Below are 20,184 nucleotides of genomic sequence, written 5' to 3'. Positions count from 1 at the left end.
CGCCTGCTGGCGCTACGTGAGCTCGCGGCGGGAGGAGATCACGCCCGTGTCGAAGCCCGCGAGGTGCAGGCCGCCGTGGAACCGGGCGTGCTCGATCTTCACGCACCGGTCCATGACGACCGTCAGCCCGGCCGCCTCGCCGCGCCGCGCGACGTCCTCGTGCCAGGACCCGAGCTGCAGCCACAGGGCCGGTGCCCCGACGGCGAGGGTCTCGTCCAGCACGGTCGGCAGGTCGTCGTGCCGCCGGAAGACGTCCACCAGGTCCGGGACGACGGGCAGGGCGTCGAGCGACGGGTAGACGGGCTGCCCGAGGATCTCGGTCTCACGCGGGTTGACGAGGTAGACGTCGTACGGCGACGACGACAGCAGGTACGTCGTGACGAAGTACGACGCGCGCGCCGGGTTGTTGGACGCGCCGACGATCGCGATGGACCGGGTGCGGCGCAGCAGCGCGAGCCGGTCGGGTGCGCTCGGGCCCTGCCAGGTGCGGGTGGGCGTGCTCATCAGTTCGCCTCCGGGACGGAGCAGGCCGCGCCGCCGGCGATGCCGGTCACGGCACCGCCGACGACGGGGGCGACGGGGACGGTCGGCCGGGCGGCGGCCGCGGCGGCGCCGTCGGACGACGCGGGTGCCTCGACCGGGGCGGTCGCGGCCGTGAGCGCCTGGTCGAGGTCCCAGAGGATGTCCTCGGGGTCCTCCAGTCCGACGCTGATCCGCACCAGGTCCTCCGGCACGCCCGCGGCGGCGAGCTGGTCGGCGGACAGCTGCTGGTGCGTCGTGGACGCCGGGTGGATGACGAGGGTGCGGGCGTCGCCGACGTTGGCGAGGTGGCTGGCGAGCTGCAGGTGCTCGATGAACCGGCGGCCGACCTCCCGCCCGTCGCGGTCGGGGGTGGCGGCGAGCCGGAACGCGAACACCGAGCCGGGGCCGAGCGGCAGGTAGTGCGCGGCGCGCTCGTGGTGCGGGTGCGAGGGCAGACCGGCCCAGTGCACGGTGGTGACGCGCGGGTCGGCGTCGAGCCACTCGGCGACGGTCCGCGCGTTGGCGAGGTGCGCGTCGAGCCGCTGCGGGAGCGTCTCGACGCCCTGGAGCAGCTGGAACGCGGACTGCGCGGACAGCGACGGGCCGATGTCCCGCAGCTGCTCGGAGCGCAGCTTGGTGAGGAACCCGTACTCCCCGAAGTTCTCCCACCACTTCACGTTGTTGTACGACGGCACGGGCTCGGTCATCTGCGGGAACTTGCCGTTGCCCCAGTCGAACCGCCCGGACTCCACGACGACGCCTCCGAGCGTGGTGCCGTGCCCGCCGAGGAACTTCGTGGCGGAGTGGATGACGATGTCGGCGCCGTGCTCGATGGGCCGCACCAGGTACGGGGTCGAGAGCGTGGCGTCCACGACCAGCGGGACCCCGGCGGCGTGCGCGACCTCGGCGAGCCCGGCCAGGTCGGCGACCTCGCCGGAGGGGTTCGCGACGACCTCGGTGTAGACGACCTTGGTCTCGGGGCGGATCGCGGCGGCGTAGTCGGCGGGGTCGGTGCCCGCGACGAACGTCGTCTCGACGCCGAACCGGCGCAGCGTGACGTCGAGCTGCGTCACGGTGCCGCCGTAGAGCTGCGCGGAGGCGACGACGTGGTCGCCCGCCCCGACCAGCGCGGCGAACGTGATGAACTCCGCGGCCATGCCGGAGGCGGTGGCGACGGCGCCGATGCCGCCCTCCAGGGACGCGATGCGCTCCTCGAACGCCGCGACCGTGGGGTTGCCGAGCCGGGAGTAGATGTTCCCGTACTTCTGCAGGGCGAACAGGTTCGCGGCGTCCGTGGTGTCGTTGAACACGAAGGACGTCGTCTGGTAGATCGGCACGGCGCGCGCGCCGGTCGCGGCGTCGGGGATGGCCCCGGCGTGCAGGGCGCGGGTGCGGAAGCCGAAGCGGTGCTCGCTGGTCATGCTCGGGTTGCCTCCTGGTCCGGGGCGGTGGTGGGGGCGAGGGTAGTCCCGTCCCGCAGCAGGGCGGCGACCTGGTCCACCGCCCACGGGTTCTGCAGGGACGTGACGTCGCCGAGCGGACGGCCGTCGTGCAGGTCGGCGAGCAGGCGGCGCAGGATCTTGCCGGAGCGGGTCTTGGGGACCTCCGGCACGAGGACGAGGTGCTTCGGCTTGGCGACCGGGCCGATCTCGCGGGCGACCTGGGCTCGCAGGTCCTCGCGCAGCGCGGCCGCGGCGGCCCGCCAGGCGGCGACGTCCGCCACCGGGCCCGGCGGCACGGACGGCACGACGAACGCGGCGACGGCCTGCCCGCCGACGGCGTCCGCGACCCCCGCGACCCCGGCCTCACCCACGGCGGGGTGCGCGACGAGGGCGGACTCGATCTCGATGGTCGACAGGCGGTGCCCCGCGACGTTGACGACGTCGTCCACGCGCCCGAGCAGCCAGACGTCGCCGTCGGCGTCCCAGGACGCGCCGTCCCCGGCGAGGAAGTAGCCGTGCGCGGCGAACGGCCGCCAGTACGAGTCGAGGTAGCGCTGCGCGTCGCCCCACACGGTGCGGGCCATGCCGGGCCACGGGCGGTCGATCACCAGGTACCCGCCGGAGCCGCGCGGCACCTCGGCGCCGGCCTCGTCCACGACCTTGGCGGACAGCCCGGGCAGTGCGCGGGTGGCGGACCCGGGCTTCAGCGTCGTGACGCCGGGCAGCGGGGCGATCACGGCGGCACCGGTCTCGGACTGCCACCAGGTGTCCACGACGGGTGCGCGGTCCGCGCCGAACTGGGTCCGGAACCACACCCACGCCTCGGGGTTGATGGCCTCGCCGACGGTCCCGAGCAGCCGGATGCTCGACAGGTCGTGCCCGGCGGGCAGCCCGTCGGGGAACCAGGTCATGAAGGTCCGGATCAGGGTCGGGGCGGTGTAGTAGACCGTGACGCCGTAGCGCTCGATGACCTCGAGGTGGCGCTCGCGGTGCGGGGTGTCGGGGGTGCCCTCGTAGATGACCTGGGTCAGCCCGTTGCTGAGCGGCCCGTAGATCTCGTAGGTGTGCGCGGTGACCCACGCGAGGTCCGCGGTGCACCAGTGCACGTCGTCGTCGCGGGCGTCGAACACCGCCCAGTGCGACCAGGACGCGTGCGTGAGGTAGCCGCCGGTGGTGTGCACCAGGCCCTTCGGCTTCCCCGTGGTGCCCGAGGTGTAGATGATGAACAGCGGGTGCTCGGCGTCGAACGCCTGCGCCTCGTGCTGGTCGGACGCGGCGTCCACGACCTCGTGCCACCAGACGTCGCGGCCGGGCGTCCAGGCGACGTCCTGGCCGGTGCGACGGACCACGAGCACGTGCTCCACGTGGTCCAGGCCCGCGACGGCCTCGTCGGCGGCCGACTTCACCTCGACGGCCTGGCCCCGGCGGAACTGCCCGTCGCTGGTGACCAGCACCTTCGCGCCGGTGTCCTGCACCCGGAACCGCACGGCCTCCGCGGAGAACCCGCCGAACACCAGGGAGTGCACCGCGCCGATGCGGGCGATGGCGAGGGTGACGACCACCGTCTCGGCGATGACGGGCAGGTACACCACGACCCGGTCGCCGGGGCCGACGCCCAGGTCCGTCAGGGCGTTCGCCGCGCGGGACACCTCGCGCTGCAGGTCGGCGTACGTGATCGACCGCCGGTCGCCCCGCTCGCCCTCGGCGTGGATCGCGACCTTGTCCCCGCGCCCGGCCGCGACGTGCCGGTCGACGCAGTTGACGGCGGCGTTCAGCCGGCCGCCGACGAACCACTGCGCCTCGGGGACCGTGAGGTCGCCCTCGGCCCCGCCCTCGACGGGCACCGCGGGGGACCAAGTGTGCGCGGTGTGCCACGGCTCCGCCCACTCCAGGCGGCGCGCCGCGTCCTCCCAGAACCCGACCGGGTCCGCCTCGGCCAGCGCCAGCAGGCGGGCGTGCTCCTCGGGGTCGATGTTCCAGTCGCCCGCGGGTGCGGGGAAGGTCCGGGACTCGGTCTGCAACGCGTCGAACGTCATGCCCACCTCTTCAGCAGCGACTTCTCGGCGAGGCCGATCAGCGCGTCGGTCGTCTTGCCCAGCAGCGCCAGCAGGAGGATCGCGAGGATCGCCCGGTCGACGCGGCCGTTCTGCCCGCTGTCCATCAGGAGGAACCCGACACCCATCGACGAGGCGATGAGCTCGGCGGCCACCAGGAACAGCCAGGACTGCGCCAGGGCGAGCCGCAGCCCCGCCACCACGGACGGCACGGCCGCGGGCAGCTGCACGGCCCCCAGCAGCCGCGCCCCGCGCAGCCCGTACGCACGCCCGGCCTCGACCAGGTGCGGGTCGACGTGCCGCAGCGCGGCGACGACGGTCGTGTACACGGGGAAGAACGCCCCGATCGCGATGAGCGTCAGCTTGGAGTCCTCACCGATCCCCATCCAGAGGATGAGCAGCGGCACCCACGCGAGCGACGGCACGGCGCGCACCGCGCCGAGCGTCGTCTCGAGCAGCGACCCGGCCAGCCGGGACAGCCCCACCAGCGAGCCGACCGCCAGGCCGAGCGCCGCCCCGATCAGGAAGCCCAGCACGACGCGCTGCGTCGAGATCGCGACGTACTGCCCGAGCAGCCCGCGCTCGACGAGGTCGACCGCCGCTGTCCAGACCGACGCCGGGCTCGGCAGCTGGTACGGCGCGACCAGCCCGGTCGACGTCACCACCTGCCAGGTCACCAGCAGGACGGCGGGCAGGGCCAGGCCCAGCGCCAGCCGCACGGGGCGGCGGGACAGCGGGCCCGCACCCGGGCGGGCGGCGTGCCCGGGGCTGAACGGGTTCAGCCCGGGCACGGCCCGGCCGCGGGTGTCGGTGACCGGCGCGCTGGTGCCGGTGACGGTGACGCTCATCAGCCGGCGATGGTGCTCGGGTCGGCGGCCTCGGCGTACGTCGGCTCGAACAGCTCGTCAAGCGCCGCGTCCACGAGGTCCTGGCTCGCGACGTCGCCGGACTCCACGAAGATCGGCCCGACGACCTCGAGCACCGCGCGCTGCGCGTCGCCCGGGACCGGGTCGATGTCCAGCGTCGTGCGCTCGGTGATCACCGTCTCCGCGACGGCCGGGTCGATGCCCGCGACCTCCGCGAGGATGCTCACGACCTCGTCCGGGTTCTCCTGCGCCCAGGCGCGCGCCTTCTCGTACGCGTCCACGACGACCTGCGCCAGGTCCGGGCTGGCGTCGAGGAAGTCCTGCGTCGCGTTGAGGAACCCGTAGGTGTTGAAGTCGACGTTCCGGTACAGCAGCGTCGAGCCCGCCTCGGCCTCGCTCGCGGCCATCAGCGGGTCCAGGCCGGACCACGCGTCGACGGAGCCGTTCTCCAGCGCCGCCTTGCCGTCCGCGTGCTGCAGGTTCTGCACCTCGACGTCCGCCGGGTCCACGCCCGCCTCGTCCAGCGCCTGCAGCAGGAAGAAGTACGGGTCGGTGCCCTTGGTCGCGGCCACGGACCGGCCCGCCAGGTCGGCGACGTCCGTGATGTCCGAGCCCTCGGGGACGACCAGCGCGGCCCACTCGGGCTGCGAGTACACGTCGATCGTGCGGATCGGCGAGCCGTTCGACCGCGCCAGCAGCGCCGCCGAGCCAGCCGTCGAGCCCACGTCGACCGCCCCGGCGCGCAGCGCCTCGTTCGCCTTGTTCGACCCCGCCGACTGCACCCACTCGACCGTCACGTCGTCGCCGAGCGTCGACTCGATCCAGCCCTGGTCCTTGATCACCAGGCTCAGCGGGTTGTACGTCGCGAAGTCGAGCGTCAGCGTGTCGGCGCTCCACCCCTCGGCGGTGGTCCCGTCCTCGGGGGCGGCCTGCGCCTCGCCCTCGCCGGCGACGCAGCCGGCGAGCAGCAGGGTCGCGGCGACGGCGCTCGCGCCGAGGGCGATCGGGCGGCGCGCGAGGCGGCGTGCGGTGGTGCGGGCGGTCATGGCGGTCTCCAGGGGTGGGGGTGGGGGAGGGATCAGATGGAGTGGTGCAGGTCGGGGTCGTGCACGTGGTGGTGCGTCGGGACGCCGAGGCCGTCCAGCAGCTCGGCGCGCAGCTCGGAGAGCCGGGCGTCGGCACGGTCCCGCGGCCGGTCACCGGGCACGGTGATCACCGACCGGACCGACGCGGCACCCGGGGCGGCCGGGTCGAGCGCGGCGAGCAGCACCACGCGGTCGGCCAGGTACAGGGCCTCTTCCACGTCGTGCGTCACCAGCAGCACGGTCGTGGGCCGGGAGGCGTGGACCTCGAGCAGCAGGTCCTGCATCCGCAGCCGCGTGAGCGCGTCGAGCGCCCCGAAGGGCTCGTCGAGCAGCAGCACCCCCGGGCGGCGGGCCAGCGCCCGGGCCAGCGACGCCCGCTGCGCCATGCCGCCCGACACCTGCCGGGGTCGCAGCCCGGCCGAGCCCGACAGGCCCACGAGGTCCAGCAGCCGGGCCACCTGCTCGCGGGCCTGGGTGCGCGGGGTGCCGCGCGGCAGCCCCAGCGCGACGTTGTGCGCCAGCGTCCGCCAGGGCAGCAGCCGCGGCTCCTGGAACGCCACCGCGGTCCGCGCGTCGTACGGCGCCACCGGGGTCCCGCCGAGCAGCACCTCGCCCGCGTCCGGGGCGTCCAGCCCGGCGACCTGCCGCAGCAGCGTCGACTTGCCGCAGCCCGACGGGCCGATCACCGCGACGACCTCGCCCGCGGCGATCTCCAGGTCCAGCCCGGCCAGCACGGGGCGCGGGCCGGACGGGGTGGCGAACGTCCGGGCGACGCCGCGCAGCGCGACGGGGCGGGCGTCGCCGACGGCGGCCGGGGCGGGGTCGGTCGCCGTGCTGGTGATGGCGGTGCTGCTGGGGGTGCGGGTCATGGGGGTTCCCGTGTCGTCTGGCCACCGGGGGGTGGCGCTGTGCGGCGAGGCGGTGCGGGCGCGTGCTGCGCCGCGCGGTGCGTGGGGTGCGTGGGGTGCGGGCGACGCTGGCGGCCGGTGCTGCGCGCGACCGGACGGCGTCAGGGGCGGGCTCGTCCGGCGGTCCGCGGGGCGGATCGGCGGTGGCCTGCGGCCGGGAGGTCCGGTGGCTCGGTGCGGCGCGACCCGGGCGTGGTGCCAGCGCGGGTCAGGCGGCGCGGTGGGAGCGCGGACAGCTCGCCATGGGGCGACAACAGCGGCGTCCGGCGGGCATCAGGAGGCCCGGGCGGGGGGTGCGCGGGTGCGTCGACCGGGCCACGGGCCGTCTCCTCTCGATGCCTCGACTCAAAGTCCCACATGATGAGACGCGACTGCTCACGCCTCGGGATCGCTCCGACAGTAGCGGTCGCGACCCCTGCTCACAAGCCCGCGTCCGCGGGGTGGGCGGCCGGTCGGGAGCAGGTCAGGGGCGGGTGACGCGGAGGGTCACGTGGGTGAGGACGCCCGCGAGCAGCCCCCAGAACGCCGCCGACACCCCGCCGACGCTCACCCCGGAGACCGTCACCAGCAGGGTCACGGCGGCGGCCTCGCGGTGCGTGGTGGGCGCGAACGCCCCGGCGAGCGAGGACGCCAGCGTCCCCACCAGCGCGAGCCCGGCGGCGGCGGCGATCAGCCCGGCCGGTGCGGCGAGCGCCACCGCGGCGACGGCGGCGGACCCCGCGCCGAGCACCAGGTAGCCGAGCCCCGCGACGACGGCGGCGCGCCACCGGCGGCGCGGGTCCGGCCCGCCCTCGGGCCCGGCGGCCAGCGCGGCGCTGATCGCGGCGAGGTTGATCGCGTGCCCGCCGAACGGTGTCGCGAGCACCGTGCCGATGCCGGTCACCAGCATCACGGGCCGCAGCGGCGCCGCGAACCCGAACCCGGCGAGCACGGCCACGCCGGGGATGTTCTGCGACGCCATCGTCACCACGAACAGCGGGACGGCCACCGACACCACGGAGCCCCAGGTCAGCGCGGGGGTGGTCCAGGTCGGGCTCGGCAGCAGGTCGGCGGCCGCGAGGTCGCGCACCCCCGGCGAGGCGAGTGCCAGCGCCACGGCCAGGCCGATCGCGGCGGGCGTCGCCCAGCGCGGCGCGAGCCGCAGCAGCACCAGCCAGACCAGCACCACGGGGCCGACCAGCAGCGGCCGGTCGACCACCGCGAGCACGGGTTGCAGGCACAGGTCCACGAGCACCCCGGCGAGCATCGCGCTCGCGATCGGGACGGGGATGAGCCGCACCCACCGCTCGAGCCGCCGCCACAGCCCGACGGCCGCGAGCAGCAGCCCGCAGACCAGGAACCCACCCACGGCCTCGGGCCACCCGCCCGCGGCGGTGCCGGTGGTCGCGAGCAGGGCCGCGCCCGGGGTGGACCAGGCGACGGTGATCGGCAGCCGGGTGCGCCACGCGAGCAGCACGGTCGCGGCGCCCATCGCGACCGTCACGGCGAGCAGGCCCGACGCCGCCTGCGTGGGCGTCGCCCCGACGGCGCGGAGCCCGCCCAGCACGACCGCGAACGCCGAGGTGAACCCGACCAGCGCGGTGACCACACCGGCGGCGACGTGCGTCCCGCGGTCAGGCGGCGTCGCGGCGGCGGGGCCGGCGGTCGGGGTCGTCATCCGCCGGACGGTAGCCGAGCCGTGTGTCGGCGGCGTTGCCCGTCCGCCCGTTCATCAGGGGGTCAGGGCGCGCACGATCCGCTCGAGCTGGTCCGGGGCGGCCTGGATCAGCAGCGTCGTGACGACGGTGCCGCGCCACGCCTCGGCCTGTTCCCGCACGTCGGCCTCGGTGCCGACCAGCGCGACGTCCCGCACCAGCTCCGTGGGCACCGCGGCGGCGGCGCGGGCGCGGTCCCCGGCAGCCCAGTGCGCCTGGATCTCGGTGCAGGCGTCGGCGTACCCGAGCCGGGCGAGCGCGTTCGCGTGGAAGTTCGCGCCCTTCGTGCCCATGCCCCCGGCGTACAGCGCGACGAACGGGCGGACGGCGTCGGCCGCGGACTCGACGTCCTCGCCGAGCACGACCGGCACCGTCGCGGTCACCTCGAACCCGGCCTGCGCCTCGGCGTCCGCGGGACGGTCGCGGCGGGCGGCGAACCCGTCGGCGAGCAGCGTGCGGACCTCGTCGTCCAGCCGGGGCGCGGAGAACAGCGGCAGCCAGCCGTCGGCGATCTCGGCGGCGAGCGCGATGTTCTTCGGGCCCTCGGCGGCCAGGTGGATCGGCAGGTCGGCCCGCAGCGGGTGCACCGTGGACCGCAGCGCCTTGCCGAGCCCGGAGCCCTCGTCGGCGGGCAGCGGCAGCCGGTAGAACGCGCCGTCCGTCCGCACGGGCGCCTCCCGGCGCAGCACGTCCCGGACGATCGCCACGAACTCCCGGGTGCGGGCGAGCGGGCGCGGGTACGGCAGGCCGTACCAGCCCTCGACGACCTGCGGCCCCGACACCCCGAGCCCGAGCGTGAACCGTCCGCCGGACAGGTGGTCCAGCGTGAGCGCCGCCATCGCGGTCGCGGTCGGGGTGCGCGCGGCGACCTGCGCGACCGCGGTGCCGAGCCGGACCCGGGACGTCCGCGCGCCCCACCAGGCCAGCGGGGTGAACGCGTCCGAGCCGTACGCCTCGGCGGTCCACACCGAGTCCAGGCCGAGCCGGTCGGCGTCGAGCACCGCCTCGGCCGCACCCGGTGGGGGACCCGCCGACCAGTAGCCCGTGTGGTAGCCCAGCCGCATGCCGCCTCCTGCCCTGCGCGCTCGCCGGTGAGCGCGTCGAGGCCATCGTGCCGTGCGCGGACGGGTCCGGCCAGAGCGCGGTGATCCGGGCGTCCGTCGGTGCTGCGTGCACCCGGGCGGATCAGGGGAGGTTGAGTCGTTGGCGTCGGAGCGGCCACCAGATCGCGGCTGCGAGACCGATGGCGGCGAGGTTCACCGCCGCGGTGACGGGGAGCACCGTCTGCGCGACCGAGGTCAGGTCTCGCGGTCGCATGGCGAGGGGCAACGCGGTGGCGTACTGGCTGATGCCGAAGTACTCCGTGTCGATGCCCATGGTCCAGACGTAGTCCGGGTGCTGGAGCCGGACGAGCGCCAGCTGGAGCGCGCCGATCGCGATGATCAGGACGGCGAGCGCCCCGATCGTGGAGATCAGCGCCCACGTGCGGGCGCGCAGCGGCTTCGTCGCGAGCGCCAGCAGGACGGCGAGGGCGAGGAACGCGGTCAGTGACACGACCCGGGTGCCGGCGGCGTAGGCGATCTGCGCGGCGCTCGGCCCGGCGTCCCGGACGACCCAGGCCGCCGCCCAGCACCCGACCTCCACGACGGCGAGGACGGCGAGCCAGATCAGCAGCGCGAGCCCACGGACCAGGACCGCCGCCCGCCCCCCTCCCGGGACGGAGAGCAGGAGGTAGTCGTCGGCCGCGTGCAGGACACGGAACACCTCGTAGGCGGCGTACGCGCAGGCGAAGCACCACAGCACCATCGTCAGCAGCGACCCGGTGATCAGCACGGCCTCCTGGTCGTGCCAGACAGCGGTCGCGACACCGCACGCGAGCAGCGCCGCGGTGAGTCCGCCGTAGGTGCCGCGGTACCTCAGCAGCTGGATCCTCAGGTCGTCGCCCATCGCGCCGCCACCTCCTGCTTGTAGACGTCCTCGAGCTCGGTGCCCGCGGGCAGGTCCGCGACCTGGTCGTGCCGCAGCACCTGCCCGTCGAGCAGCATCGCGACCTCGTCGAAGAGCTCGCCGACCTCCTGGATGATGTGCGTGCTGATGATCGTCACCGAGTCGGGGGGACGGAGCCGGCGTACGAGGTCCACCAGCAGCCCCCGGGTGTAGGGGTCGACGGCAGCCAGCGGCTCGTCCAGCACGTACAACGGGACGCGCCGCGCGAACGTCAGGGCGACGTGGGCCTGCTCGGACATCCCCTTGGAGAGCTCGCCGACCCGCCGCGAGCGGTCGAGCCCCAGCGTGTCGAACAGCTCGCGGGCGACCTCGGGGCTGAAGTCCTCGTACCGGGACCGGAACAGCGCCTCGCACTGCTCGATGGTCAGGAACGGGTAGAGGTAGGGGTAGTCGGGCATGTACGACACACCGCCGCCGGGGAGGTCGATGCGGCCCTGGTAGCGCTCGAGCAGGCCGACCAGGCAGCGCATCAGCGTGGTCTTGCCAGCCCCGTTGGGGCCGAACAGGCCGACGATCTGGCCCCGGGCGGGGATGGTGAGGTCGACGCCGCGCAGGACCTGGCGTCGCCCGAGGCGCACACGCAGGTCGGAGATCTCGAGGAGTCCGAGGTCGGGCACGGGGGTCACCTCGGGTCCAGGCCGCCCTGGTCGGCGAGATCGACGACGGTGTCGCTGGACTCCAGGGCCGTGAGCATGTCGCTCATGACGAGAACCTTCCCTCAAGGCGGGGAGCCTGGGGCGGCTGAACTCCTCGACGGAACGATATGAGGGTGGATCGGGCAGCAGGAGGACCTACGTCCGTTGCCTCGGCGAACTGTCCCGGGTGCTCGCCTCTCCGGAGGGGGCGGCGGGCCCCCGCTGCACACGGCGCGGCTCCAGGTCGCCGGTGCGGCCGTGCTCGACGTCCGCGGAGATGAACCGAACCACTGCGTCAGTGCGCCCTAGTCGAGCGCCGGGTCGCCGCCGAGGACCTCCAGGTACGGGGCGACCGCGGGGAACACCCACGTGAACAGCGCGGCGACCGCCCCGGCGAGCAGCACGAGCGCGAGGAGCACTCGCACCGGCAGCGGTCCGGGCAGGTGCCGGAAGACCCAGGCGTACATCAGGCGGTCCCCTCCCGGAGCTGCGGCGGCGTGCCGTCGGCACGGTCCAGCCAGCCGACGAACCGTGCGTAGGTGATCCAGCGGTGGTCGTTGCCGTACTCACCGAGGGTCAGCGAGTGGCAGGTGGTGAGCGTGAGCGTCCGCTCGGTGGGCTCGACGCCGGGCTGGCGGGGCACGGGCAGCAGCACGTCGGTGGTGTCGGGGGTGACGATCTCGTCCCCGGTGACCTCGTAGACGTACCAGGTGGTCGCGGTCTCCACGATGATCGGGTCCCCGGGCTCCAGCCGGTTCACGTACCGGAACGAGTCGCCGTAGGAGCGCCGGTGCCCGGCGAGCACCGTGTTGCCGACCTCGCCGAGCTGCTGCGTGCTGGAGTACCGCCCGGCGAGCGCGCGGTCCAGCAGGTCCTGGGAGGTGCCCTCCACGACGGGCATGGCGTTGTTGGTCAGGCCCTCCCAGCGGGGGACGGTCAGCACGCCGATGGTGCCGCCGTGTGCGACGGGCTCGGCCACCGGCGGGTCGTCGGTCCGGAGCGGCGTCTCCGCGGCGGCAGCCGCGGGAACCGCCTGCCGGAAGGCGTCCACGACCGCGTCCGCCTCCCGGCCGGCGACGACCGACGTCCACCACAGCTGCCAGACGACGAAGAGGGCCAGGACGACGCCGAGCGTGAGCAGCACCTCGCCGAGCACACCGGCGACGACGGCACCGGCGGAGCCGGGGCGGCGGCGGGCATGGCGTCGGGTCGAGGGCATCCGCAGACGGTAGGCGGCCTCGCCACCACCCAGTCCCGCCACGGGATCACCTACGCAGATCGCGGCCGCCGGGCGCTCTATCGTGTGCGCAGGCGTGCACCCCCGCGCGCGACCCCGCACCACGGAAGGACCCCGCCATGCCCGGCGCCGTTCACCACATCGCCCTCGTGGCCCACGACAACAAGAAGGTGGACCTGCTCCGCTGGGCGGAGTTCAACAAGGGCACGCTCTCGCGGCACCACCTCTACGCGACCGGCACCACGGGCACCATGCTCGAGTACGAGCTCGGCCTGCCGGTGACCCGGCTGCTGTCCGGCCCGGTCGGCGGCGACCAGCAGATCGGCGCGAAGATCGCCGAGGGCACCATCGACATGCTGGTGTTCTTCTGGGACCCGCTGGAGCCGCAGCCGCACGACCCCGACGTGAAGGCGCTGCTGCGGATCGCCGCGGTGTGGAACGTCCCCATGGCGGCCAACGCCGCCACCGCGGACATGCTCATCTCGTCGCCGATGCTGGCGGAGGCGTGGACCAGCCGCCCGGAGATCGGCGCGCGCACCTGGGACGGCAGCGCCCCCTCCGCCTGACGCGGGCACGCACGACGACGCCCCGGACCGGGCAGCGGGGCCCGGTCCGGGGCGTCGGTCGTCTCAGATGTAGATCGCGGGGTCGTCGACCTCGGGCTCCGGGGGAGCGGTCGACGGCTTCTGCCGGATCTTCGCGGGGACGCCCACGGCGACGGAGCCCGGCGGGACGTCCTTCAGCACGACGGCGTTCGCACCCACCTGGGCGTCGTCGCCGATCCACACCGGCCCGAGCACCTTCGCGCCCGCGCCGACCACCACCCGGTCGCCGACCGTGGGGTGCCGCTTGCCGCGCTTCATCGTCTTGCCGCCCAACGTGGCACCGTGGAACAGCACCACGTCGTCTCCGACCACCGCGGTCTCGCCGATGACGACACCCATGCCGTGGTCGATGAACAACCGGCGCCCGATCGTCGCGCCCGGGTGGATCTCCACGCCCGTGACCGCGCGGGACACCTGGGACAGCAGCCGGGCGGGCAGCCGCAGCGCGGGCTCGCGCCACATGCGGTGCGCGACCCGGTGCACCCACACGGCGTGCAGACCGGGGTAGGCCAGCGCGACCTCGACGCCCGACCGCGCGGCGGGGTCCCGGCGCCGGGCGGCGTCCAGGTCCTCGCGCAGGGTCCGCGCGAACCGCCGGACGCGTCGCCAGTGCGCGACGGCGTCCGGTGTCGGGCGGGGGCCGCGCGCCGGGTGGGGCACGCGGTCGCCCGTCGCGGGCAGCCGGGTGGTCGAGGTCATGGTGGGGGTCCCGTCAGTCCAGGAGGTCGGCGTACAGGATGGAGGACAGGTAGCGCTCGCCGAACGACGGGATGATCACGACGATCAGCTTCCCGGCGTTCTCGGGGCGCTTGCCCAGCTCGATCGCGGCGTGCAGCGCGGCACCCGAGGAGATGCCGACCAGCAGCCCCTCCTCGGTCGCGGCTCGGCGGGCGACGGCGACGGCCGTCTCGGCGTCCACGTCGATGATCTCGTCGTAGATGCCCGTGTCGAGGATCTCGGGGACGAAGTTCGCCCCGATGCCCTGGATCTTGTGCGGGCCGGGCTGGCCGCCGTTGAGGATCGGCGACTCGGCGGGCTCGACGCCCACGATCTGCACGCCCGGCTTGCGCTCCTTGAGCACCTGTCCGACGCCGGTGATCGTGCCGCCCGTGCCGATGCCCGCGACGAGGATGTCGACCTCGCCGTCGGTGTCCGCCCAGATCTCCTCGGCGGTGGTGCGGCGGTGGATCGCCGGGTTCGCCTCGTTCGCGAACTGCCGGGCCAGAATCGCACCCGGACGCTCGGCGACGACCTCGTTCGCGCGGTTCACGGCGCCCTTCATGCCCTCGGACGCGGGCGTGAGGATCAGCTCCGCGCCGTAGGCCCGCAGCAGCGCGCGGCGCTCCTTCGACATCGACTCCGGCATCGTCAGCACGACGTCGTAGCCGCGCGCCGCGCCCACGAACGCCAGCGCGATGCCGGTGTTCCCGGACGTGGCCTCGACGATGGTGCCGCCCGGCTTCAGCTCGCCGGACGCCTCCGCGGCGTCCACGATCGCGACACCGATGCGGTCCTTCACCGACGAGGCGGGGTTGTAGAACTCGAGCTTGCCGACCACGGTGGCGTCGACGCCCTCGGTGAGCTTGTTGATCCGCACCAGCGGGGTGTTGCCGATGAGCTGCGTCGCGTCGTCGTAGATCCGTGCCATGGGAGCCGTCCTTGTGTCGTTCCTACGGGGTCGGTGCGGTGCGCGCGGCGTGGGCGTACCCGGCCGCGGGTCGGGGGCGAGCGCTGGAGGCCGGGGCCCGCACGGGTCCCCGACGTGGCGCCGCAGCACCACGGAGCGGCCAGCGCTCTACAGACAGCGACAGGTGCGGGGCGCACGCGGGGCGGGGCGCCCGGCGGCGTGCGCGAGGAGCGGCGTGCGGCGCATGCCCGGCTCCTTCCCGTCGTGGTCGGCGTCGAGGCCGATGGGCCCGACAGTAGCGGTAACGCGCGAGGGGCGACAAAGATGCCCGGACCCCGTCGGCCCAGGTGGCACGATGCCGGGATGGACGACGTGCGCGACGACGCGGTGGACGTGCTGGGCGGCGACTGGGTGCGACGCACCCTGCCCCTGCGACCGGACGCCCGCGGGCTGCCGGTGGCCACGCTCGTGCACCGGCGCGGTGCCGGGACCGACCCCGCGCGCCCGGCGGTGCTGTACGTGCACGGGTTTGTCGACTACTTCTTCCACGACCACGTCGCCGACGCCCTCGACGCCCGCGGGTACGACCTCTACGCCCTCGACCTGCGCGACTACGGGCGCTCGATCCGCCCCGGGCGCCCGCCCAACGACACCACCGACCTCGCCGTGTACGCCGAGGAGATCGACGCCGCCGTCCGCGTCGTCCGGGAACGGCACGAGCGCGTCGTGCTGCTGGGCCACTCGACCGGCGGGCTCGTCGCCGCGCTGTGGGCGCACCACCGCCGCGGGCGCGGCCTGGTCGACGCCGTCGTGCTGAACTCCCCGTGGCTCGACCTGCGCGGGACCTGGCTCGAACGCACCGTGCTGACCTGGCTGCTCGTCCACGTCGTCGGGCGCGTCGCCCCGGGGCTCGTCGTGTCGCACCTCGGCGAGCACTACGGCCGCGCGCTGCACGCCGACACCGGTGGCGAGTGGAGCTACGACCTCGCGTGGAAGCCCGCCGAGGGGTTCCCCGTCCGCGCCGGGTTCGTGCGGGCCGTCCGCCGCGGGCAGGCCGACGTCGCCCGGGGTCTCGACATCGACGTGCCCGTGCTCGTCCTCGCCTCCGACGCCACCGGGCCCGACGACCGGTGGCACGACGCGCTGCTGACCACGGACTCCGTGCTCGACGTCGCCGACATGCGGCGACTCGCACCCCGGCTCGGGCGGCACGTCACGTTCGAGGAGGTCCCCGGCGGGGCGCACGACCTCGCCCTGTCGCCCGCGCCGGCGCGCTCCCGCTACCTGACGGCGGTGGGGGACTGGCTCACGCAGACGCTCGCCCGAGCCTGAGCCGCGCGCCCTTCCCCCGGGAGCGCCGGTGGGCGGCGAGGTCGGGCGCTCGGCGTCCCACCGAGCCACGTGCGGCGGCAGTACTCACAGGTCGCGACGTCGCAGGTGCAGGACCGAGGTCACCACCGCCGCGACCCCCCAGCCGGCGAGCAGCGCGACGCCGACGAGCCAGGGCATGGGCGTGCTTCCCGAACCTGTGACGGCGACGCTGCTCGCGTTGAACGGCAGCGCCGCCGCGACGCTCGGGAGCACGCGGTCCAGGAACGGGACGACGAGGATCGGCGCGAGCAGCACGACCGCCATGCTGAGCATCGCGTGGCGCAGCAACGTCGTCAGAGCGGCCGCCAGCACCGTCACCGTGATCGTCGCGCACAGGAACCCGAGGGCCACGCGGTGCTCCGGCAGACCGCCGCGACCGGCGCCGGGGTCGGTCTGGAGCCGGATGCCGCGGTCGATCCCGAAGACCAGCAACGCGCACGAGCCGTTGACCAGCGACAGCGCGAGCAACCGGGCCAGAGCGAGGCGGGTCCGGGACGGAACGGCCGTCAAGCCCACGACGAGCTCCCCGGACCGGTGGTCCGCGCCTGCGCAGACCGACGCGATCGCTGCGAACACGAGCAGGCAGACCGAGAACGCCAGCGTGTCCGGGAGCGTGCCGGGCTCTCGACCGTCCGAGGACACCCGAGCCGTCGCGAGCGCGGCAGGCGTGACGGCCAGCATCGCCACCAGGGCGAGGAGGACGCGGACGCCGGTGAGCGTCAGGCACCGGGTGGTTTCGGCGCGTGCCGCCGCCACGGACGGTGCCAGGGCCGCGGCCATCGCCCGGTTCATCCGATCTCCCGGTACCGCAACGCGCCGAACCACGTGGCCGCTCCCGCCGTCAACCATCCCAGCAGGATGACCAGGCCTGCCGCCACCGACGGGTCGGTGGCGTCCGGGGCGTACCCGAACAAGAAGGTCTTCGCCGCGATCATCGGCAGCAGTCCGTGGACGAGCGGCGAGAGCGGGAGCAGGACCCCCGACAGCGCCAGGACGAGCACCGCCACGATGGCCACGAGGGCAGGCATGGTGCTGCGCAGGACGGTCGTCAACACGCCGGCAACCACGGACATCACGGCGGAGTAGGTCAGCACCTTCGCGCCCACCAGCATCCCCGCGGCCGAGAGGACGACGTCGCGTCCCTCTGCGGGCAGGGCGAGCAGCAGGACGACGTCCGACATCACGAACGCCAGGATGGTGACGACGACACCCAGCACCACGGAGACGATGATCTGCACCGTCGCCAGCCGCCACCGGTTCGGAACTGCTGCCGCGGTCGTGCGGATCTGGCCCGTCCGGTACTCCTGGCCGCAGACGACCGCGATGAGGAGTGGGACGAACAGGGCCGCGCTCTGGTAGGGCGAGGAGAGGATGCTGTCCCGCACCGCCGTCTCGAACGAGGCGACGGTGCCGTCGTAGGCGACGAAGCGGCCATCCTCGAGCGTCTGCGCGAGGTCGGCCAGGAGCGAGACGTTCATCTGGGCGAAGTACACGTTGAGCGCGAGGATCACGCCCGCCCCGATCCAGAGGCTCCGCAAGGTCAGGGCTTTGGTGAGCTCGGCCCGGAGCGCGGCGCGGGTCGGGCCCGCACGGCCAGGGTTCGGCCGGTGCGGCGCGGTCGGCGCCGTCATACGGAGACCGTGGTGTGGTGGAAGTAGGCGGCCTCGAGCGACTCGAAGCCACCGGCGACCTCGGTGATGGTTCCCTCGGCGCGCACCTGGCCCCGGGCGAGGACGACGACGCGCTCGGCGACGGACTCGAGCTCGGTCATGAAGTGGCTGGAGACGAGCACCGTGGCTCCCTCTGCAGTACGGCGACGCAGGAGCTCCCGGATCCAGCGGATTCCCTCGGGGTCCAGCCCGTTCATCGGCTCGTCGAGCACGAGGACGTCGGGGTCACCGAGGAGCGCTGCCGCGATGCCCAGCCGCTGCTTCATGCCCAGGGAGTACTGCTTGACCCGCGAGCGGGCCGCACCGGTGAGGTCGACCTGCTCGAGGACCTCGTCCACGCGACGTCGACTGATCCCGTTGGTCTGGGCGATCCACCGCAGGTGGTCGACACCGCGTCGCTCCGGCACGGGCGCCGCGTTGTCGAGCAGTGCCCCGACCCGGCGCAGCGGGTACGGGCCCAGGTCCCCGTACTGGCATCCGTCGACGGTCGCGGTCCCGTGCGTCGGTCGGGTCAGGCCGAGCAGGGCCCGGATCGTCGTGGACTTTCCCGAGCCGTTCGGCCCGATGAGACCGGTGACAGCACCCGGGGGCGCCGTGAACGTCACGTCGGCGACGGCGACCTTCGTCGAGTACCTCTTGGTCAACCGGCTGATCTCGATCATCGACGACCTCTCGTCTCCAGGGTCCAGGGCGGTTCGACGACCCGCGTCGGGCGGAGCCGGCCACCGCCGTGGGCTCGCCGACGGGCCCTCCCCCCACCTCGACGCACGCGTGCGCCAAGCCGGCGCGCGCCGGTGCGAGGACCGATCCCTCAGGCGGCAAGAGTCTGGTGACACCCGTCACCCCTAGGTGTGATGACCCGAACCCCTGGGTGCTACGGACCCGGTGCGACAGTGCGATTGAGGGGTGCGTCCTCGCGGGAGTTGCGCGCGTCTAGGTGGTGCACCGCCGTACCTGCCTCGCAGACGGCGTCGTCGAGCAGCCGGTCGAGCAGAATCTCTCGGCTGTGCGGCACCGCGTCGTCCCCGACCTCGGACGGCGATCCGCGAGTGGGAGCAGGACCGCTAGCCGCGACCCCCCCACCGCGCCTGACCGCTGCTCGCGCGTGGTCAGAAGAGCGGCCAGGGGACCGCGGGCATCTCACCCTCGGGGGACGGGAAGACGCCCGCGTCCAGCAGGCGGGTGCTGCGCACCGCCAGCGCTGCGACCTCCGTCGGGTCCAGCAGGGCGCCCAGCGCGGTTCCGAGGTCGCCGGCGAGCCCGTCGCGCACCCGATCGACCCCCGCGCGCTCGTCGGCGGTCAGCGGCTCCCCGAGCCACCCCCACAGCACGGTCCGCAGCCGGGGCTCGACGTGGAACGTCACCCCGTGGTCCACGCCCGCCCGGTGCCCGTCCGCCAGCGGCAGCACGTGCCCGCCCTTGCGGTCGGCGTTGTTGAGCAGCACGTCGAGCACCGCCATGCGGCGCAGCGCGGGGGAGTCCTCGTGCACCAGCGTCACGTGGCGCCCGTCGCCGTCCTCGCCGTCGAGGACGGTCCGCCACCCGGTCGCGGGCACGGCGTCGGCGGGGACGAGGTCGACCGGGTCGAGGGCGGCGCCGTCGGCGCCCGCCGGTGCCTCCTGCCAGAGCTGCACCATCCCCTCCCCGAGCGGGCCGTCGCGCAGCCACGTGCGGGGCACGACACCCCACCCGGTCGCCTCGGACACGAGGTACGCCGCGCGCTCGCGCCGCGCGAGGGTCCCGTCGGGGAAGTCCCACAGGGGCTTCTCGCCCGCGACGGGCTTGTACACGACCCGGGTCGTCCCGATCCGGCCGAGGAACGTCGCGTTCGACGCGACCGTGATCCGTCCGAGGACCTTCAGCGGCCCCGCGTCGAGGTCGTCGGGGTCGTCGCTCACCAGGTGCCGGGGGCCGGGCACTCGTGCCCGTCGGGGTCCACCGGTCGGCCGCAGCGCGGGCACGCGGGGCGCCCCGAGGCGACGACCCGGCGGGCGCGCTCGGCGAACGCCCGCGCGGTGCCGACGGGCATGCGCAGCACCAGCGCCTCCTCGGGCTCCGGGTCCTCGGCGGCGAGGCGCGCGGCCTCCTCCTCGGACTCGACCTCGATCAGCGGGAACGCCTGCACCACGACCTGCCCGGTGCTGCGGTCGAACGACAGGCTGAGCTGCCCGAGCCGGAAGTCCTCCTCGACGGGCTGCTCCACGGGGTCGTCGTCCACGAGCTCCGCGACGGCGGCCTCGGGGACGCTGTACCGGTTGCCGTCCTCGACCATGAGGCCGTCGAGGACCTCGTCGATCTTCTCCGCGAGGGACGCCGCCCACTCCTTCTCCATCGCGACGGAGGTGGTGCGGCGTCCGGTGCGGGCCTGCAGGTAGAACGTGCGGGCGCCGGGTCGTCCGACCGTGCCGATGACGACGCGGTCGGGCCAGTCGTGCTCGTGGACGAGTGTGGCCATGCCCCC

General features: G+C 74.5%; 21 protein-coding genes. 2 read left to right on the top strand and 19 right to left on the bottom strand.

All coding sequences use genetic code 11. The features are described from left to right. Window positions 1-12: 12 nt before the first annotated feature. The 12 genes from EBM89_RS01765 to EBM89_RS01715 form a co-directional block, all read right to left on the bottom strand. Window positions 13-504, bottom strand: a complete 492-nt coding sequence (locus tag EBM89_RS01765; protein WP_122147739.1) for a CoA-binding protein — start codon at window positions 502-504, stop codon at window positions 13-15. After that, window positions 504-1,943 (bottom strand): O-acetylhomoserine aminocarboxypropyltransferase/cysteine synthase family protein, encoded by a 1,440-nt coding sequence (locus EBM89_RS01760; RefSeq protein WP_122147738.1) that lies wholly within the window; start codon window positions 1,941-1,943, stop codon window positions 504-506. Before EBM89_RS01760 ends, EBM89_RS01765 begins: the two co-directional genes overlap by 1 nt. Then, the gene (acs, locus tag EBM89_RS01755) at window positions 1,940-4,000 is read right to left on the bottom strand and encodes an acetate--CoA ligase (protein ID WP_122147737.1); all 2,061 of its coding nucleotides are present in this window, start codon (window positions 3,998-4,000) and stop codon (window positions 1,940-1,942) included. The genes EBM89_RS01760 and acs overlap by 4 nt, the downstream gene beginning before the upstream one ends. Then, window positions 3,997-4,866, bottom strand: coding sequence for an ABC transporter permease (locus EBM89_RS01750; RefSeq protein ID WP_122147736.1), 870 nt, complete (start codon window positions 4,864-4,866; stop codon window positions 3,997-3,999). The genes acs and EBM89_RS01750 overlap by 4 nt, the downstream gene beginning before the upstream one ends. After that, entirely contained in the window at window positions 4,866-5,930 is a 1,065-nt protein-coding gene (locus EBM89_RS01745) for an aliphatic sulfonate ABC transporter substrate-binding protein (RefSeq protein ID WP_122147735.1), read from the bottom strand. The genes EBM89_RS01750 and EBM89_RS01745 overlap by 1 nt, the downstream gene beginning before the upstream one ends. A 32-nt stretch (window positions 5,931-5,962) precedes the next feature. Continuing rightward, entirely contained in the window at window positions 5,963-6,838 is an 876-nt protein-coding gene (locus EBM89_RS01740; RefSeq protein WP_122147734.1) for an ABC transporter ATP-binding protein, read from the bottom strand. A 502-nt stretch (window positions 6,839-7,340) separates the two neighbouring features. Continuing rightward, entirely contained in the window at window positions 7,341-8,534 is a 1,194-nt protein-coding gene (locus EBM89_RS01735; RefSeq protein WP_122147733.1) for a benzoate/H(+) symporter BenE family transporter, read from the bottom strand. 54 nt (window positions 8,535-8,588) lie between these two features. Beyond that, on the bottom strand, window positions 8,589-9,635 hold the full coding sequence (locus EBM89_RS01730) for an LLM class F420-dependent oxidoreductase (protein WP_122147732.1): 1,047 nt from the start codon (window positions 9,633-9,635) through the stop codon (window positions 8,589-8,591). Window positions 9,636-9,756: 121 nt separating this feature from the next. Continuing rightward, complete coding sequence (locus EBM89_RS01725) at window positions 9,757-10,518, bottom strand: hypothetical protein (protein WP_122147731.1); 762 nt, start codon at window positions 10,516-10,518, stop codon at window positions 9,757-9,759. After that, window positions 10,503-11,195 carry an ATP-binding cassette domain-containing protein gene (locus EBM89_RS01720; protein ID WP_147463420.1) on the bottom strand — a complete coding sequence of 231 codons (693 nt, stop codon included), beginning with the start codon at window positions 11,193-11,195 and terminating at the stop codon, window positions 10,503-10,505. Before EBM89_RS01720 ends, EBM89_RS01725 begins: the two co-directional genes overlap by 16 nt. Before the next feature lie 323 nt (window positions 11,196-11,518). Continuing rightward, window positions 11,519-11,680, bottom strand: a complete 162-nt coding sequence (locus EBM89_RS21755) for a hypothetical protein (protein ID WP_199731936.1) — start codon at window positions 11,678-11,680, stop codon at window positions 11,519-11,521. Further along, complete coding sequence (locus tag EBM89_RS01715; protein ID WP_122147765.1) at window positions 11,680-12,432, bottom strand: class E sortase; 753 nt, start codon at window positions 12,430-12,432, stop codon at window positions 11,680-11,682. Before EBM89_RS01715 ends, EBM89_RS21755 begins: the two co-directional genes overlap by 1 nt. Window positions 12,433-12,569: 137 nt before the next feature. Here EBM89_RS01715 and EBM89_RS01710 point away from each other — a divergent pair, with 137 nt between their 5' ends. Continuing rightward, complete coding sequence (locus tag EBM89_RS01710; protein ID WP_122147729.1) at window positions 12,570-13,016, top strand: methylglyoxal synthase; 447 nt, start codon at window positions 12,570-12,572, stop codon at window positions 13,014-13,016. A 63-nt stretch (window positions 13,017-13,079) separates the two neighbouring features. Here EBM89_RS01710 and epsC read toward each other — a convergent pair whose 3' ends face one another. Together epsC and cysK are read right to left on the bottom strand one after the other, a co-directional pair. Continuing rightward, the gene (epsC, locus tag EBM89_RS01705) at window positions 13,080-13,754 is read right to left on the bottom strand and encodes a serine O-acetyltransferase EpsC (RefSeq protein WP_122147728.1); all 675 of its coding nucleotides are present in this window, start codon (window positions 13,752-13,754) and stop codon (window positions 13,080-13,082) included. Window positions 13,755-13,767: 13 nt separating this feature from the next. Next, entirely contained in the window at window positions 13,768-14,703 is a 936-nt protein-coding gene (gene cysK / locus EBM89_RS01700) for a cysteine synthase A (protein WP_122147727.1), read from the bottom strand. A gap of 342 nt (window positions 14,704-15,045) precedes the next feature. On the opposite strand from cysK, the gene EBM89_RS01695 reads away from it, so the two are divergent. Continuing rightward, window positions 15,046-16,014 (top strand): alpha/beta hydrolase, encoded by a 969-nt coding sequence (locus EBM89_RS01695; RefSeq protein ID WP_122147726.1) that lies wholly within the window; start codon window positions 15,046-15,048, stop codon window positions 16,012-16,014. A gap of 84 nt (window positions 16,015-16,098) precedes the next feature. Here the strand turns inward: EBM89_RS01695 and EBM89_RS01690 are convergent, their stop codons facing one another. The 5 genes from EBM89_RS01690 to EBM89_RS01670 form a co-directional block, all read right to left on the bottom strand. Further along, entirely contained in the window at window positions 16,099-16,845 is a 747-nt protein-coding gene (locus tag EBM89_RS01690; protein ID WP_122147725.1) for a hypothetical protein, read from the bottom strand. After that, window positions 16,842-17,684, bottom strand: a complete 843-nt coding sequence (locus EBM89_RS01685; RefSeq protein WP_122147724.1) for a hypothetical protein — start codon at window positions 17,682-17,684, stop codon at window positions 16,842-16,844. The genes EBM89_RS01690 and EBM89_RS01685 overlap by 4 nt, the downstream gene beginning before the upstream one ends. Next, complete coding sequence (locus tag EBM89_RS01680) at window positions 17,681-18,385, bottom strand: ABC transporter ATP-binding protein (RefSeq protein ID WP_122147723.1); 705 nt, start codon at window positions 18,383-18,385, stop codon at window positions 17,681-17,683. The genes EBM89_RS01685 and EBM89_RS01680 overlap by 4 nt, the downstream gene beginning before the upstream one ends. 447 nt (window positions 18,386-18,832) lie before the next feature. Continuing rightward, complete coding sequence (locus EBM89_RS01675; protein ID WP_199731935.1) at window positions 18,833-19,621, bottom strand: SCO1664 family protein; 789 nt, start codon at window positions 19,619-19,621, stop codon at window positions 18,833-18,835. Beyond that, complete coding sequence (locus EBM89_RS01670) at window positions 19,618-20,178, bottom strand: DUF3090 domain-containing protein (RefSeq protein ID WP_122147763.1); 561 nt, start codon at window positions 20,176-20,178, stop codon at window positions 19,618-19,620. The genes EBM89_RS01675 and EBM89_RS01670 overlap by 4 nt, the downstream gene beginning before the upstream one ends. Between the last annotated feature and the right edge of the window lie 6 nt (window positions 20,179-20,184).

It is taken from the genome of Cellulomonas triticagri, from assembly GCF_003696205.1.
Classification (GTDB): domain Bacteria; phylum Actinomycetota; class Actinomycetes; order Actinomycetales; family Cellulomonadaceae; genus Cellulomonas; species Cellulomonas triticagri.
Note: the sequence above shows the minus strand (reverse complement) of the source record. Positions and strands in the feature narration are given on the sequence as shown.